Source organism: Evansella cellulosilytica DSM 2522, from assembly GCF_000177235.2.
Classification (GTDB): domain Bacteria; phylum Bacillota; class Bacilli; order Bacillales; family Salisediminibacteriaceae; genus Evansella; species Evansella cellulosilytica.
The window spans coordinates 2,996,225-3,012,877 of the sequence record NC_014829.1 but is presented as its reverse complement, the minus strand read 5'-3'; the positions used below and the strand labels follow the sequence as shown (position 1 = coordinate 3,012,877).

Genomic DNA, 16,653 nt, shown 5'->3' with positions numbered 1-16,653 from the left:
ACTTTATTTGGTGGAAATGTATTTAGCATATTTCCACAAATCAACAAAAGACTGCTTTATAACTTCTTCACCGTATGCTTTCTTTAATGAAACCTTTGTACTTCTGGAGTTACATTCTATAAAGAAGAGATTTTCATGTCTATCAAGAGCAAAGTCAATTCCCATTTCACCACATTGACCATAAATTTTTTCCATTTCTTCATATATTTCTTTTAAAAAGCTAGAAACCTTTGTGTGAAAAGAGATAAGTTTGTCATCAGAGTAGTTAAGTTTATTTCTGCAAAACTCCTCTAACGAATAGCTATCGGAGTGGGTTGTAATAGGAGAATATTGCTCTCCCCTTCTGGCCGAGATACCAGTTATTGTGACAATGCCATTTCCGTTTCTTTGTAGTTCAGCGCGTAAATCGATAGGTCTATCATCTGTACTGAGTAAATCTATAGCTTCCTGTATGATAAAATGATCATTATAAAATGATAGGAGGTGTTTTTTTAAAGAAGAGTAGTGTTTATAGTGGAATTGAAATAACTTTCTATTAAAGTAACTACAAAAATAACCTTCGAAGGGGATCTTTTTAATTTTCATTACATGTTTTCCGCGACCACCTACGAGAGATTTAACATAGATTTTATTTGTAAAGTTGAAAATCGTTTTAATTTCATCAACATCTTTGCATATTTTAGTGAAGGGTAAATGTTTTTGTAAGTCTGGGGATTGATTTAAATGATTATATGCTACCCAATTATTAAACCCCTTTGGAGAATTTATAAATTTAGTCCCATTATTTCTAACCTTTTCAATAAATGAATCTGATAATTCACTTGTTCTTCTATACATTACATGTGGTATAGGGAATTTTTTTTCTTCATATTCTTTTTTTAATGGATTGTAAGCTACTCCTATAATAGAAGAGTTATCAAAGTCAATATTAGATTTTGAAAACATATACAAATTAATATTTCTTACTTTTTGTGATGTTTCTTGAATAATATGGAATATTGGTGTTGGGGTTTGCTTTAATAATTTCTTTCTTACACTTTTTCTAACCAATACGCCAATATTCGTGAAATTTTCCTTCGTACTTGCCTGTACCATGCTCATTTGAATCCCCTTCCTTTATATAATAGATACAATAGAAATTTTCACTGATTTGCTTCATTTATGGCTCTTTTTGCCAGTAGTAAGGATGAGTCTATTTTTGAACATTTATGAGTTAAATAGGGAAGTAATAAGGAGATCTCTGTACATCCAGCTAGAATACAAGTTATATGGTTACCTGTGATATAGTTATCTATCATGTTATTTAACTTACTGATATACGGGTTCGTTTCAACTAAGTTTGACTTAGTAAAATCAATTGCTTTTGAAACAATCTCTTGTTCTTCACTATTCGGTACAACGTAAGGAATTCTTTTTATCATGAATTCATTTTGAAATATTTTTGAATAGATAGTTCCTCTAGTAGCCAATATAAGAACTTTCTGAGATTCATTTTTTGTTAAGCTATTTATATAATTTACAGTATTATCTATCATATTAATAATAGGGATATTTAGTTGGTCTTGTAGTTCTCTGAACCAATAATGGGCAGTATGACATGGGATGATGATAAAATCAGCACCAGCAGCTTCCAATGTTTTAGCTGATTTTAACAATTGTGGAAAAGCGGTATTCATCCCCTTTAATATTGCTTCACTCCTTGATGGGATTTTAGGATTATTAAATATAATAATTTTATGGTGATCTTGATCCCTTTCTGCCCCTGATTCATTTACTATCTTTTTGAATAAATCAACAGTTGCCATTGGTCCCATCCCACCTAATATACCAATTGTTCTGCTGTTTTTGTTCATTATTAACAACTCCATTTTCCTAACTTAAATTAATGGTTTGTGCGTACTAACCATTTAGCATAAGATAGTACATTACCTTGTAGGTTTTGAATCGATTGATCATCATATGCTTGTATGAAGGCTCTTTTACCGGATGTTGCATTACATTCAATTAACCATAAGTTTCCTTTCTTATCTAAAGCGAAATCAATACCTAGTTCACCAAACCTACCATATTTTTTCTCTACGCTCCTATAGACATTTTCAAGAAAAGTCGTCACTTTTTCATTGAAATCGAGGTATTGTTTTGTTGAGTAACCAAGTTTATTAACGAAAAATTGTTTGAAAGGGAAAATATTTGTTTTCGTTCTAGAGCTTGTTACAGGTGAATTGCTATGAGCAACTCTTACAGGTATGCCGGCAACAACCAATTTTCCTTTTCCGTTTCGTTGAACTTCCGCACGCATGTCAAAAATGGCGTCTTTATATGTTTCTAACTGAATTGCTTGCTGAATAATGAAATTTTTCTTTGTAAAAATTGTTTTTATATATTGCAGTGTTTCGTCTAAATTACCCAGCGTAATGGTTTTGACTCTAGATGTGAATTGTTTACACTCAAACTGACCATTATTAAGCTTTGTTATTTTTAGCACACTCTTTCCACGTCTACCTTTAACGTCTTTTACGTATACAGAAGTATATTTTTTAAGCATGTTATTAAGGCTCTCTTTTTCTTGAAATAAAACAGTTTTTGGTAACTTAATTTTTCCTCTTCTACCTTTTGAGAGTTTTTCATATAATTCCCATTTATTAAAGTCATGTTTTGGATTTATTTGCTTTACATTTAATTCATTCAGCTTTCTTTTAAATACTATAATATGAGTTGTCTTACTCTCTAATCCTTTAGCAACGCGATTGTAAAAAACATCTGGAAATGGAAAATGCCTTTGTTCCCATCGTTCTTTTTTCCAATTGTAGAAAGTCCCCTTTATTCTTAATTGTAAATAATCGATATTTTTTAATGAAAAAAAGTAAAGCTTTGTATTCATATTTTTATTCCGCTCTACTAAATAGTATATTTTTAAATTTTTTTTTAGTAATTTTTGTTTTTTTAGAAGTCTGTTAATTGTTTTCTGATTTAGTAAAACACCGATGTAAGGATTAATATTCAATGAAGTCACACCTTTACAAGATAATCAAACAACCTTAAGCAAATCTTGTCTTCTTTAGACTATGCATTAGATTTCATGAGGGTACGGCTATTCGTGCAATGCAAACATCTAATTATGATTGAGACAATAATATATTTTTTTATATTAGTACTAATCACCGAGTCAAATCACTTTTCATTGGAGTATTATTATTAACAAAACTCTTCTTTGAGAAATAGAAGAACAAAAATGAGGTGACATAATGAAGAGGGCTTTCATTATCATTGTTAAAGGTAAAGTTCAAGGTGTTGGATTTAGAAGGTATACAAAAAAGAAAGCGATGCAATTCAATGTGTTAGGGTGGGTGAAAAATAACAAAGATGGAAGTGTTGAAATTCATGTAGAAGGTGGTGAAGATGGAGTCAATAGTTTTATTAATAAATTGAGGGTAGGACCGAAGTCTTCAGAAATAAAATCGGTTTATATTGAAGAGAAAAGTAAATTAGAAGGGTTTAAGAGTTTCAGAATAAAAAAGGGGAATAATTAATTTCTGATTTATGATTATAATCCTTTTATTTCTAAAAAAGACATACAGAATACCTAATCAGGTAAATCTGTATGTCTTTTTTCATTCTTTTCTTTCCCTGCAATCCCATAAAACAAAAGCTTCATAATATCTTCAGTCAGCGGTAGTATTTTCGTGTAAACATCCTCACGTTGAGAATATTCTTTTATCATATGAATAAAAAAGAGGATAGCCTCATTCGATATTTCAGGATCAACAAATCCTTCCTTTCTTCCTTCATTAAACAATTCAATGAGACGTGGGATGGCCCTTTTTTGATAAAAATCTTCAATATAGCTAAGGCCACCCGAGTATTCCTTCATCATAAAGAGGTAAAAGTCCTCATGTATCTTATCTGCTGCTTGCTTTTTATTGAAAATAAGAAACTTCACTTTTTCAGGAAATGACAAATCACTTTCTAGTATCTTCAGGCCTTCTTCCCAAGCTTTATCCACATAGTAAATGATTGTTTCATGAGCTAAATTATCCTTACTTTGAAAGTAATTATAAATGGTTACTTGAGATACATTTGCCTTTGTAGCAATTTCGGTGATAGAAACTTTTTGTACACCGTAATTCATAAATAGCTCTAATGAAGCCTCTAATATTTCTGTTTTTTTTCGTTGTCTACGACGCTCAAATCCGTCCATAATATCTATCACCTCTTTCTTTAGTTTAATAAAATTTATGAAATAAAACAAATAATCTATTTCAAAATATATTGCATAAAGTTAGAACTGTGTATATTATGAAATATATAAGTTAAAATATTTCATTTTTTATAAATCCTAAAAGGAGGATTGAACATGGCTTTTTTAAAAGTAACAAATTTGACAAAGGAGTTCGGTAAGTTCAGGGCTTTAGACGGCGTTAATTTAGAGGTAAACAGAGGCGAGGTTTTTGGCTTTATTGGGCCTAATGGGGCTGGGAAATCTACTACGATACGTGTTCTTCTCGGAATATTAAAAGCTACAAAAGGAGAAGTGCAGATTTTTGATATGGATGCTTGGAATGACGCTGTAGACATTCATAAGCGGGTTGCATACGTTCCAGGAGATGTCAATTTATGGCCTAATTTAACAGGAGGCGAAGTTATTGACTTATTTGTAAAGCTTCGTGGAGGAAATAACACAAATACGCGAGAGGAACTGATAAAAAGGTTTAATTTAGACCCCACTAAGAAATGTAGAACATATTCAAAAGGGAATCGGCAAAAGGTTGCTTTAATAGCAGCATTTTCTTCAGATGCTGATTTATATATTTTAGACGAACCGACTTCAGGACTTGACCCGTTAATGGAAAATGTATTCCAAGAATGTGTCATGGAAGTTAAACAGCAAGGGAAAAGTGTACTATTGTCTAGCCATATATTATCAGAGGTAGAGAAGCTATGTGATCGAGTTGGGATTATTCGCGAAGGTAGAATAATAGAAACAGGCTCCCTAAGTGAATTGCGTCACCTCACTAGAACACAAATGTATGTGGAAACGAAAGAGCCTGTTAACGAACTAGCTAATATGTTAGGAGTTCACGAACTTGAAGAAAAAGAGAATGGACTTTCATTCCAGGTAGATAGTGAGCAAATGGACCATGTCATGAAACATGTGAGTCAATTTGGCATTTTGAAGCTAGAAAGTGCACCTCCAACGCTTGAGGATTTATTTATGCGCCACTATGAAGGCTCGAATAAAAGTACAGGAGCTGGAGGTGAAAAATAATGGCTAAAAGTTTAGTCACAAAAACAAGCCACCTATCTACATTTATTTTAAAGCTTGATCGAATTAGAATCCCACTATGGTTATTAGGACTTACACTTTTTACATTAATTGTTCCGATTGCCTATGATGATTTATATGGAAATGATCAAGAGAGAGCTGGAATAGCGGAGACGATGGCAAATCCAGCGATGACCGCGATGACAGGTCCAGCTGATTTAGAGAATTATACTGTTGGCGTCATGACTGCACATGCGATGCTGTTAATGACAGCAGTCGTTGTAGGTTTGATGGCGATTTTAATCGTGACACGTCATACTAGAGCAGACGAAGAGGATGGACGCATTGAACTAATACGCTCACTACCTGTAGGGAGACTTTCTTACTTAAATGCCACATTAATAGTGTTAGTCATTACAAGTGTTTTGTTGACATTTATTATTGGTTTTGGACTTTATGCACTTGGAATTGAAACGTTGGATCTTCAAGGGTCGTTACTGTATGGCGCTGCTCTCGGAGGAACGTGTCTGTTCTTTGGGGGAGTCACGGCTGTTTTTGCGCAAATATCAGATAGCTCGCGTGGGACAATAGGTTTGTCTATTGCTGTTTTGCTTATATCATATTTATTCCGTGCGATTACGGACGTAAGCAATGACACGTTATCTTGGTTAGCACCACTAGGTTGGGTAACGAAAATGGAAGTATATGGAGAAAATAATTGGTGGCCACTAGCACTCATGATTGGCGGGGCAATACTGTTATTTATTCTGGCAAACTATTTAAATGCGATTCGAGATTTAGAGAGAGGATTTTTACCTACTAAGGGAGGGAAGCGTTTCGCATCAAAGCTTTTACTAAGCCCACTTGGACTTGCAATCCGTCTTCAACGAACAGGTATTATCGCCTGGGCTGTTGGGATGTTTGTACTTGGAGCATCTTATGGGTCTGTATTAGGCGATTTAGAAGCATTCTTTGGCGATAATGAAATGATGAAACAAATACTTGCAGACATAGAAGGTGCATCTATTGTTGAGCAGTTCTTGCCAATGTTAATGATTGTGATTACGTTATTAGCTACTGTTCCTCCAATTATGGCGATGAATAAACTTCGTGGTGAGGAGAAAAAAGATCGTATAGACCATATATTAGGCAGAGCAATTTCGAGAAATCATTTGATGGGAAGCTATATCGTTATTGCAGTTATAAACGGATTCCTGATGTTTTCACTAGCTGCTCTAGGGCTTTGGTCAGCTGGAGATGCTGTAATGGAGGAAGGACTTAGCTTTAGTATGATATATGGTACAATGATGAGCTACTTCCCGGCAATGTTAGTCATGGTTGCGATTTGCGTATTTTTTATTGGCTTTTTGCCAAGGCTTACGTCTCTTATTTGGTTATATTTCCTATATTCCTTTATGACTTTATATTTAGGCAATATGTTCCAGCTTTCCGATTGGGTAGGGAAATTGTCGCCTTTCGGACATATACCTCAAGCACCAGTTGAGGAAGTTACGTTTTTACCTTTAATTATCTTGTCGTTAATCGCAGTTCTATTAATGGTAGTAGGGTTTATCGGCTTTAACAGGAGAGATATTGAAACTAGTTAACAATAGAACGCCTCTTGACTTAGAAAATTTGTCAAGAGGCGCTTTACTACTTACCTTTAGCTGCAGTTATAATCATTCTTCTAATAAAAATAATTGATGTGAAGGGAGCTTAACTCGGTTATTGTCATTTAGGAAAGCAACCTTCTCATTAGGAATAGTTGCCTGTATTTTAAAGGAATCCTCCACTACTACTATAATATTTGCGTGGTGGATGCCTTTTATTGTTTCAAGTAATTGATAGGAAAAAACATTATCATCATGGTCGTCACTATTTACAAACAGAACATCCTCAGCATATATCCCAATGTACTTTGCGTTATATGCTTTTGGTTTTGCAATACGTATTTTTACACCAGAAACGGTACAGTCGACATTGTTTTGTAAATGATTAACAGAATCAACTTTGAGAATGTTTTGACAACCAACAATGTTAGCCGCGATCACATTTCTTGGCTGTTTAAAGACATGATCTTTATGTCCACTTTGTACGATAGTTCCCTCATGGTATAGCATGAACGTATCACAAAGCCTATAGGCTTCCTCCATATTATGGGTAACTAGAAGTACAATGCCTTGAAAATTCTCTTTAATGATACGTATTACTTCCTGCTCCATTATTTGTTTCACTTGGTGATCGAGTGCAGAGAATGGCTCATCTAGTAATAGTACTTCAGGATCTGTGATCAATGTTCTCGCTAAAGCGACTCTTTGCTGTTGTCCTCCAGATAGCTGGTGAGGGTAATACTTTTCGTAGCCTGTAAGTTGAACTGTATGAATCATAGTCTTTACTTTACTTTTAATGTCATTTTTTCGTTCAGACTTTAGACCATATGCAATATTTTGTTCAACAGTTAAATGAGGAAATAAAGCATAATTTTGAAAGACATAGCCTATTTTTCTATCCTTAGGTTTTACAAAAATACGATTATTTTTATCGAAAAGGGTGACGCCATTTAAATTGATTGATCCACTATCCGGTTTTTGTAACCCAGCAATACATTGTAACGTAATACTTTTACCACTACCCGATGGACCAATAATGCCTGTTATCCCCGCATGAACCTCAAATGTTGTATTAAGTTTAAAATGCTGCAGTGATTTTTGAATAGCAACTTTCAGTATGGTAACCACCTCATTCTTTTGTCCTTATTAGTCTTTTTTCTAATCGGTTGATAGCATAAAGAACGATAATGGAGACGATAGTCATGATCATCACTAAAACATTAGCAAGCTCTCGATTTCCGGCAAGCAATGCATCATAAATTGCAATTGGCATTGTCATCGTTTCGTTTGGAATGCTTCCAGCTATCATCAATGTTGCACCAAAATCACCTAATGCTCGTGCAAATCCTAATGTAATGCCTGCTGCAATGCCACGCCAGGCTAATGGGAAGATAATTGTAAAAAATATATTTAATTCTGAGTGTCCTAACACTCTGGCCGCTTGAATATAAGACGAATCAATGCTTGAAAATGCTGTGCGAGCAGATTTAATTAAAAACGGAATAGAAACGATTAACGCCGCAATAACGGCTCCAGTTGGTGTGAAAACAATCGTAATATTAAAGTGACCTTCAAGAAATCCTCCTATTGGACTTTGTCTGCCAAATAAAACAAGTAAGTAGTATCCTAGCACAGTTGGAGGCAATACAATTGGTAATGTAATGATTGTATCAATCATATCTGCGAATCGCCCTTTGGAGCGACTTATATAATAAGCTATTGGGAGACCGATAATGAGTGCAAAAAGCGTTGCAGTAAAGGCAACCCTTAAGGATAAAAAAAGTGGAAATAAATTAATATCATCAAACATCTATTTTCCCTCCGGAACTACGAAACCATAACTTTCCATGATCGGTTTACCGATAGGTCCTTTAATAAATGAAATAAACTCACGAGCTAATTCCTCTGCATTTGTACGATTTATAACGGCAATGACGTGTTCTAACGGTTCATGTAACTGATCATCAATGAGGAAGAAGTCCATCTTCTCCTCCTTATATAAAGATAATGCAATAATACCAGCTTCAGCATTTCCTGTCTCGATAAACGTTAACGTGTCGTTGATGTTTCTCCCATATACTAATTTCGATTCTACATCTTCCCATAATCCAGTTGCAACGAGCGTTTCTTTAGCTGCTAATCCATACGGAGCATGATCAGGGTTAGCAATAGCAATTCGTTTTATATCATCTTGTAGTAAATCGTCAAGATGATTAATAGAGAAGGAAGTGTTGGGGAGAGTAGCCACTCCAATTCTTCCATATGCATATGTAGTCTCTGTTTCTTGGATGAGAAGGTCTTGCTCTCGTAATCGGTCAACAAAATCAATGTTTGCTGCAGCAAAAATATCAAACGGGGCTCCATTTTCTATTTGCTCCGCCAATTGCCCCGAAGAGCCAAAGGAAAAAGTAACGTTTGTCCCAGTTTCTTCTTCAAATCGCCTTCCAATTTCTGTGAATGCTAGCTGCTTATTGGCTGCAGCAGCTATCGTTAATTCATTATTTGGAGATTGTGAATTGTGAGGGGAACTGCAACTTATAAATAATAGGAAAATAGTGATAGATAACATATACATCTTCAATTTTAGTCTCTCCTCAGCGGTCGTCATATAGACTTTTATTATATATGCATTTCTTACATCGATTCAATGATAAAAGTCACCAGCCTTTGTATTGTTTAAGACTAAGAAATCTGAATAGATGAGACGTGCTAAAATAAAAATAAAAAGTTTGCAATATTTGAAACCTTTTTTTATGATCTAACATCTCCATATGTGAAGGGGGAGTGAGTGTGGATGTTGTTGACCGTTTACGAAATAAAGATGAAGAAGCTTTAAGAGAGCTGATGGATAGCTATGGAAACGAATTAATTCGTACTGCTATTCTCCTTGTGAAAGATGAATTTCTAGCACAGGAAATTGTTCAAGATACGTTTATAACAGCCTTTAAAAAAATCCATACGTTAGAAAAAAAAGAAAAGCTAAAAAGCTGGTTATTTATCATTACATTAAATGGTTGTAAAGCAAGGATGAGAAGCTGGAGCTGGAAAAACATTTTCCTTTCCAAGCGTGGAGAAGAATTTACAAATATAGAAGACTCAAAGAAGATACCGGAACAGTTACTCATACAATCGTTAAATGATGGCAGCTTACATAAGGCAATACAATCACTTTCGTATCCTTACAGAGAAGCCATTACGCTATTTTATTTCCAAGAGCTATCAATTAAAGAAATTTCATTCTATATAAAAGAAAAGGAAAACACTGTGAAAACAAGGTTAGCTCGTGCGAGAGGACAATTAAAAGAGGTATTAACGAAAGGAGCGTTGCATGATGAATAATAGCGAAGAACAAATTAGGGTGAATGACCAGTTAAAAAAAGAACTTTCATCATACTCATTTACTCATCATGAAGAAGTAATTAAGCACACGCATCCTAAAACATTTCAGGGAAAGCTGTTGTGCTTCTGGAATAAAGAAATTACCATCCCTCTAGTACCAATTAGCGCTGTTTTATTTTTTGTAATCACTGTCGGAACAGTGTTCTCAACTTTAAACGGAGATATGGAAATTAATAGACAAATTGTGGAAAGTGGCGGAAGCTTTTACTGGAATGATTTATTGGAAAAAGGGAGAGATGGACAATGAAGGTTCAATTGAAGGTTAAACATCTAGTCGCATGCTTCAGCGGAGTTATCGTGTTACTGTTATTATTTATTCTCTTTTTTCAACCTAAGCTAGAAAGCTGGAGTATTAATAGACAAATTGCTAATGGAAATATCGATGGTGCAAAGGAACAAATAGTAGCAAGTATAGAAGATAATTCTCGCAATCGCACAAACCTAATAATAGATTACATGATTGAACCAGTTCACACTGATGGTTACGATGTATTCATTGGGCCAGGAGGTAGTAGCCATTCGCTTGACGTTAATACGAATCGGATTTTTAACATCGAGGAGACAGTTCCTTATATTGAAGAATATTTGGAGGAAGCGCCTGCAAACGACTATACCCTTCGAGCAGTAGAAATCGTTACACTTTTTTATAAAGAAAATGGAGAATATGAGAAGGTTTCTTCTGTAATTGAGGAAGTAGTCTCTCAATTTTCTGACGACGATTATATTTATCACCATCTAAACATACTAGCTATTGAAGAAGCTTTAGACGTAAAGGAACTTATCATTGCACAAGAAAAAATAGACGAATATGAGCACGAAGTGACGGACCATTTTCAAGATCAAAAAATGCAATTAGCGTATTTGCAAGCAAAGTTATATGTAAATCAAGGTCAAAAAGAGAAGGCTGTTCTTCATTTAGAGGATGCGATCGATCAGTTTTCTGACTGGCATGATAGTTTGCTTGACGAATTTAATGATGACGAAGGTTATACAAATCGATGGTTAGGAAGTCCTTATTACAATAATCTAATTGATCTACAAGAGGAGTTATTAAATGTAAATGGTGATGGTGATTTTCACAATTTAGAAGGAAAAGTCATGAAATCAAATGGAGAACCCCTGTCAAATGTGGTTGTCGTATTAAGGGATGCGGCAGACGACTTTTATTCTAGTAGTTTGGAAAATGAACGCCACTATACGGTGACAAATGCCGATGGAAGCTTCCAATTTAATCATGTTGCGCCAGGCAGCTATCAGGCATATATTGGTCTATCATTTGAGCAAGTAGATGGTTGGGTATGGCCGGTAGATATGTACGAAACGATTGAGGTTGGAGGTATAGGGGCAGAACCGTATAATATTGTCCTAACCCCATTAATAGACACACATACTCCAACAAAATATGAAGTGATTGAAGAAAATGAGATCACTTTTTCATGGGAAAATTATGACGGTGCACATAGCTATTCGCTTTTTGTTGGTATTCAAGTAGATGGTTCGGCGCTGTCTAGTCCTTTTAAAGAAAGCATTAAAGAATCATCTATTACAGTTTCAGTAGATGACTTATACAATCAAAGAGTCGGTGTGATGTTTGGTGAAGGGGAGTGGGATAACGTGCAAGGAGAAAGTTTACTCGCTTTTACGAATACAGAAGGAACATTTTTTTGGTCGGTATCAGCATTTAATGAAGCAGGAGAACTCATTGGCCAAAGCAATGGGTATCGCTTACAAGAAGAAACGATGGGAGACATTCCTTTCTTTCATTTAAATGAGAGAAAGATGACAGAGGCAGATAACCTTTTGCTCGAAGGTAAAATTGAAAAAGCATATGCAACATATAAAAAAGACGTAAAAAACAATAGTGATGATGTTCATAGCTTACGTATGCTAAATAGAATAAAGGCAGTAAGTGATGAAGAGCACGAAGAAGCATTAGCGTATTTGTTAGCATTAGGGAATGTGAACCCAATCCCTGATATCGTGGTAGATATTATGCAGCATTATTCAAACAAAGGCTCTTGGGTAGAGGTAAGGAAGTGGTACGAAAAAATGGTAGGAGATGAGAGCAATAGAAGCATTTCTGCTGATGCTATGTATGGGAAAGCATTGATCATGGACGAAGAATATGAGGAGGCAAGGCAACTTTTCCGAGACACCGTTGAAAAAGACACTTTAAACAGTTATGTTGGTTATTTGATTGCTTTAGAGCTATATCATGACAATAGTTTTGAAAATGTTGTGAGAATTGCAGATAGTAATCCCCAAAGAGGGCATGAAGCACCAGAGTGGGCAAACATACTAAAGGAAATGAAGGAAGACGGAATTAATAACGAACAATTAAAAGAAGCGATATACCTTTTCTTTACTAATGACAAAGATCGCCTTCATAAACTGATTGATGAAAAAGAAAGCTTAAAACCTTTTATTGATAGTTTAAAAAGTTTTTAGCGGTGAAACTCCCCCCCCCTTTGAAACACTTTCTTTGAAAAGGTAGGGAGTATATAACTTGCAGTGGAATTTTTCATCCGTGAGTAATAGCGAGAAATAGTGACATGTGTCCATCATTTCCTCACCGCTTCTAAGAAAAGGAGGCCGGAACAAAAGGAAAAAACAACCTTTTGTCCCGGCCTCTTTTCTTATTTCCCTTCCCTAATAATTATATGTGTGTTGGATATACTATCACTACTAATCCAAGGTGGAGGTTATCCATGTGAGTAAACAAGAAAACACATTGTCCATTTTTGCCTTAGGTGGCTTAAACGAAATCGGAAAAAACATGTATGCAATTCAATATGAAGATGACATTATTATTATTGATTGTGGGAATAAATTTCCTGATGAAAGTTTGTTAGGCATTGATCTTATTATTCCTGACATGAGTTACTTGCAGGAAAATAAAGAAAAAGTACGAGCATTAATTGTCACTCACGGACATGAGGATCATATAGGTGGTATACCATTTTTCTTAAAAAAATTAAATGTTCCTGTATTTGCGACAAGGTTTACACTCGGTTTAATAGAGTTAAAGCTAAGAGAACATAAAATTTTGCGTGAATCTGAGCTGAAGGAAATAACGAGTGCATCAGAACTTACCTTTGGAAAAGTAAGCGTCGACTTTTTTAAAGTAACACATAGTATTCCAGATTGTTTAGGGATGGTATTTCGTACACCAGAAGGAAATGTCGTCCATACTGGTGACTTTAAATTTGACTACACACCTGCGAAAAACGAGCACGCAGATATTCATAAGCTAGCCGAAATAGGGAAGGAAGGTGTTTTACTTTTATTATCTGAAAGTACAAACGCTGAACGACCAGGAGCAACACCGTCAGAACAGATGGTTGGAGAGCATGTAGATGAAGCATTTATGAAGGCACAGCAAAAGGTAATCCTCTCCACATTTGCATCAAATGTGAGCCGGGTTCAGCAAGTAGTTGATGCAGCAAGAAAGACAAATCGTAAGCTTGCATTACTTGGTCGTAGTATGGTAAATGTTGTCGAGGTTGCAATGGAGCGAGGGTATTTGCAAGTTCCAGAAGGAATGATCATTGACCAAAATCAAATAAATGACCTTCCTCCTGAGAGGGTAGCGATATTGTGTACTGGTAGTCAAGGAGAACCAATGGCAGCATTATCACGTCTTTCTACTGGTAATTTTCGTGGAGTAGAGGTACTGCCAGGGGATACAGTCATATTAGCAGCTGGCCCTATTCCAGGTAACGAGCGGAATGTTACACGTATCGTCGATAACTTGTTTACGATAGGGGCCAACGTGATATATGGTTCAGGAAGTAGTTCAGGTATGCATGTTTCTGGTCACGGATATCAGGAAGATTTAAAGCTCATGCTTACGCTCATGAAACCTAAATATTTTATCCCGATACACGGAGAAATGAGAATGCTTCAAAAGCATCGACTATTAGCAGAGTCTATTGGTGTAGAAGAAGGAAACACTTTTATTATTAATAACGGCGATGTCGTTGATATCAAATCAGGCATAGCGAGGCATACACGGAAAGTGACTGCTGGTAATACGTATGTAGATGGTGTCGGGGTTGGAGATGTTGGAGATATCGTATTAAGAGACAGAAAACAACTCTCCGAGGACGGAATGCTAATCGTCGTTTTAACGATGAGTAAATCAGAGAAAAAACTCGTAACTAGTCCTGATACAATTTCTAGAGGGTTTGTGTATATGCGTGAATCAGAGGAACTGTTAAAGGACGTGAATAAGCTAATAGAAAAAACGGTCAATGAAGTTCCAGAATCAAATAAAAATGAGTGGGGAGTTATTAAACAGCACGTAAAAAAATCTATTGGTCAATATTTATTTTCGCATACGAGAAAGAAGCCGATGATTCTTCCAATTATCATTGAGATTTAATAATCAAGTACAAGTAGGGTGATGTAAAGGGGGATACTTTATGTCACCTTTTTGATTCCAGCTAACTTAAGTAAATAAAACTGAACGAGGTAATGTTGACATGATAGTAGAATGGGGCTTTATATTTATCATCATTTTAATCGGAGGATTTGTACAGGGGGCTAGTGGCTTTGGCTTTGGACTAGTAGCAATGGGCTTTTTGCCACTTATTCTTACGTTAAAGGATAGTACTTTAATAGTGATTACTCTCCTATTAATTTCTGCGTTAAGTATTATTTTTAAAATATATCAATATATTGATGGAAAAGGTTTACTCGTTATTTTGATACCGGCTATTTTCGGAAGAATCGCCGCTTTTTTTGTTTTAAGTACATATGGGGAAATGGATATATTAAAAACATATTTAGGGTTGTTTCTAATTGGAATGGTTTTTTATTTACTATTAAATAGCCGAAAAGCGGCACCTACTACTCCAATGAAGCCGTATGTTCCGGTAGTTTTAGGGTTGCTCGGTGGATTTATTGGAGGCGTTTTTGCTGTAGGAGGTCCTTTCTTTGTTTTTTATTTTTTACTACGCTATAAAGAAAAACACAAATATAATGCCAATATGCAAGCAACTGTCGTTGTAACGAGCCTTTTAACATTAGTATTACATGGCATGAATGGTGACTTTCATTCAGCGATGGCAATATACTTTTTTATTGGGACTATCGCAGTTTACATCGGTACAATGGTTGGGCTTAGGTGGTTCGAAAAACTTCCTAGCAGCTTAATTAAAAGATTTGCGATAGTGCTCGTCGCGATTGCGGCTATTAATTTGATTTTTTCTAGCTAATCTTACGAACATGATGAAAACTGGCAGAGGAAGTGATGCCACGCGTAGTAGCGAGAAGAGCAGAGGGTACTGAAAAAGTGAAAAACTTGCTGTTTCGTTGCATTAATATTCAATATACCTCATTATAGGGAAAGTTGATGAGACCGGAGCAAGCGAGGTTACTGTCTCTTCCTCTACGAGCATATGCTACGGAGCGTATCCGTCGAGACAACTCGAAGCATTAGCGAAGAAGAGTCGCTCGTTCCTGTGGGATCGAAGGCAGGGGTGAGACACCGCAGACCACAGGTCAAGGAGGCTCACCAGCCGCCCACGGAAAGCGAGTTTGCACAGGTCTCATCAACTTCTATATTCAAACAACCTTATATTTATTAGTCCACCCTTTGAATTTAAGTACTTTTTCAGCGGCCTCGTGTTCCTTCACTTTTTCAGTCCCTCGAAGCAATGAGCGTAGTCGTTGCAATCTTTTGAAACTCTACTATGAGTGGGTTTCTCATAGTAGTCGCGCAACGAACGAAGCTATTGCCAATACTTTCTACAATTTATGGGGACATGTGGCATCACTTCTTTACCGCTTCTAAGAAAACCTAAAAACGAGCTTCACTAAGCTCGTTTTTAGTCTATTCATAAGAAGTGCTAAAAAGGCGGTGGAAGTGATGCCACGCGTAGTAGAGAGAAGAGCACTCACTACTACTTTAAAGACATGTGGCACCACTTCTTCACCGCTTCTAAGAAAACCTAAAAACGAGCTTCACTAAGCTCGTTTTTAGTCTATTCATAAGAAGTGCTAAAAAGGCGGTGGAAGTGATGCCACGCGTAGTAGAGAGAAGAGCACTCACTACTACTTTAAAGACATGTGGCATCACTTCTTTACCGCTTCTAAGAAAACCTAAAAAGGAGCTTCACTAAGCTCGTTTTTAGTCTATTCATAAGAAGTGCTAAAAAGGCGGTGGAAGTGATGCCACGCGTAGTAGAGAGAAGAGCACTCACTACTACTTTAAAGACATGTGGCATCACTTCTTCACCGCTTCTAAGAAAACCTAAAAACGAGCTTCACTAAGCTCGTTTTTAGTCTATTCATAAGAAGTGCTAAAAAGGCGGTGGAAGTGATGCCACGCGTAGTAGAGAGAAGAGCACTCACTACTACTTTAAAGACATGTGGCAT

15 protein-coding genes are annotated in these 16,653 nt (G+C 36.0%); 8 read left to right on the top strand and 7 right to left on the bottom strand.

The features are described 5' to 3' along the window. Positions 1 to 3: 3 nt before the first annotated feature. Genes BCELL_RS13980 through BCELL_RS13970 form a run of 3 tightly spaced genes read right to left on the bottom strand, consistent with a single transcriptional unit; the run spans position 4 to position 3,004 of the window. On the bottom strand, positions 4 to 1,101 hold the full coding sequence (locus BCELL_RS13980; protein ID WP_013489403.1) for a YheC/YheD family protein: 1,098 nt from the start codon (positions 1,099 to 1,101) through the stop codon (positions 4 to 6). A gap of 41 nt (positions 1,102 to 1,142) precedes the next feature. Beyond that, a complete protein-coding gene (gene cuyB / locus BCELL_RS13975) occupies positions 1,143 to 1,853 on the bottom strand; it encodes a cysteate racemase (protein ID WP_013489402.1) in 711 nt (236 codons plus the stop codon). A 29-nt stretch (positions 1,854 to 1,882) separates the two neighbouring features. Next, positions 1,883 to 3,004: a YheC/YheD family endospore coat-associated protein gene (locus BCELL_RS13970; RefSeq protein ID WP_013489401.1), complete on the bottom strand. Its 1,122-nt coding sequence runs from the start codon at positions 3,002 to 3,004 to the stop codon at positions 1,883 to 1,885. A gap of 241 nt (positions 3,005 to 3,245) precedes the next feature. Here BCELL_RS13970 and BCELL_RS13965 point away from each other — a divergent pair, with 241 nt between their 5' ends. Further along, the gene (locus BCELL_RS13965; RefSeq protein WP_013489400.1) at positions 3,246 to 3,530 is read left to right on the top strand and encodes an acylphosphatase; all 285 of its coding nucleotides are present in this window, start codon (positions 3,246 to 3,248) and stop codon (positions 3,528 to 3,530) included. Between the two features lie 53 nt (positions 3,531 to 3,583). Here the strand turns inward: BCELL_RS13965 and BCELL_RS13960 are convergent, their stop codons facing one another. Beyond that, the gene (locus BCELL_RS13960) at positions 3,584 to 4,198 is read right to left on the bottom strand and encodes a TetR/AcrR family transcriptional regulator (protein WP_013489399.1); all 615 of its coding nucleotides are present in this window, start codon (positions 4,196 to 4,198) and stop codon (positions 3,584 to 3,586) included. 156 nt (positions 4,199 to 4,354) lie between these two features. On the opposite strand from BCELL_RS13960, the gene BCELL_RS13955 reads away from it, so the two are divergent. Next, positions 4,355 to 5,266, top strand: coding sequence for an ABC transporter ATP-binding protein (locus BCELL_RS13955; protein WP_013489398.1), 912 nt, complete (start codon positions 4,355 to 4,357; stop codon positions 5,264 to 5,266). Beyond that, entirely contained in the window at positions 5,266 to 6,870 is a 1,605-nt protein-coding gene (locus tag BCELL_RS13950) for an ABC transporter permease (RefSeq protein WP_013489397.1), read from the top strand. Before BCELL_RS13955 ends, BCELL_RS13950 begins: the two co-directional genes overlap by 1 nt. A gap of 72 nt (positions 6,871 to 6,942) precedes the next feature. On the opposite strand, the gene BCELL_RS13945 is transcribed toward BCELL_RS13950, so the two are convergent. The 3 genes from BCELL_RS13945 to modA are packed head-to-tail and all read right to left on the bottom strand — an operon-like array spanning position 6,943 to position 9,448. Next, positions 6,943 to 8,001, bottom strand: coding sequence for a sulfate/molybdate ABC transporter ATP-binding protein (locus tag BCELL_RS13945; RefSeq protein WP_013489396.1), 1,059 nt, complete (start codon positions 7,999 to 8,001; stop codon positions 6,943 to 6,945). A 1-nt stretch (position 8,002) separates the two neighbouring features. Beyond that, positions 8,003 to 8,683: a molybdate ABC transporter permease subunit gene (gene modB, locus BCELL_RS13940; RefSeq protein ID WP_013489395.1), complete on the bottom strand. Its 681-nt coding sequence runs from the start codon at positions 8,681 to 8,683 to the stop codon at positions 8,003 to 8,005. After that, complete coding sequence (gene modA, locus BCELL_RS13935; RefSeq protein ID WP_157184310.1) at positions 8,684 to 9,448, bottom strand: molybdate ABC transporter substrate-binding protein; 765 nt, start codon at positions 9,446 to 9,448, stop codon at positions 8,684 to 8,686. 215 nt (positions 9,449 to 9,663) lie between these two features. Here modA and BCELL_RS13930 point away from each other — a divergent pair, with 215 nt between their 5' ends. From BCELL_RS13930 to BCELL_RS13910, 5 genes are all read left to right on the top strand, one after another. Continuing rightward, positions 9,664 to 10,212, top strand: coding sequence for a sigma-70 family RNA polymerase sigma factor (locus tag BCELL_RS13930; RefSeq protein WP_013489393.1), 549 nt, complete (start codon positions 9,664 to 9,666; stop codon positions 10,210 to 10,212). Beyond that, the gene (locus BCELL_RS13925) at positions 10,202 to 10,519 is read left to right on the top strand and encodes a hypothetical protein (RefSeq protein ID WP_157184202.1); all 318 of its coding nucleotides are present in this window, start codon (positions 10,202 to 10,204) and stop codon (positions 10,517 to 10,519) included. The genes BCELL_RS13930 and BCELL_RS13925 overlap by 11 nt, the downstream gene beginning before the upstream one ends. Next, a complete protein-coding gene (locus BCELL_RS13920; protein ID WP_013489391.1) occupies positions 10,516 to 12,720 on the top strand; it encodes a carboxypeptidase regulatory-like domain-containing protein in 2,205 nt (734 codons plus the stop codon). The genes BCELL_RS13925 and BCELL_RS13920 overlap by 4 nt, the downstream gene beginning before the upstream one ends. A gap of 262 nt (positions 12,721 to 12,982) precedes the next feature. Beyond that, on the top strand, positions 12,983 to 14,656 hold the full coding sequence (locus BCELL_RS13915) for a ribonuclease J (protein ID WP_013489390.1): 1,674 nt from the start codon (positions 12,983 to 12,985) through the stop codon (positions 14,654 to 14,656). 100 nt (positions 14,657 to 14,756) lie between these two features. Then, positions 14,757 to 15,491 carry a sulfite exporter TauE/SafE family protein gene (locus BCELL_RS13910; RefSeq protein ID WP_013489389.1) on the top strand — a complete coding sequence of 245 codons (735 nt, stop codon included), beginning with the start codon at positions 14,757 to 14,759 and terminating at the stop codon, positions 15,489 to 15,491. Positions 15,492 to 16,653: the final 1,162 nt, after the last annotated feature.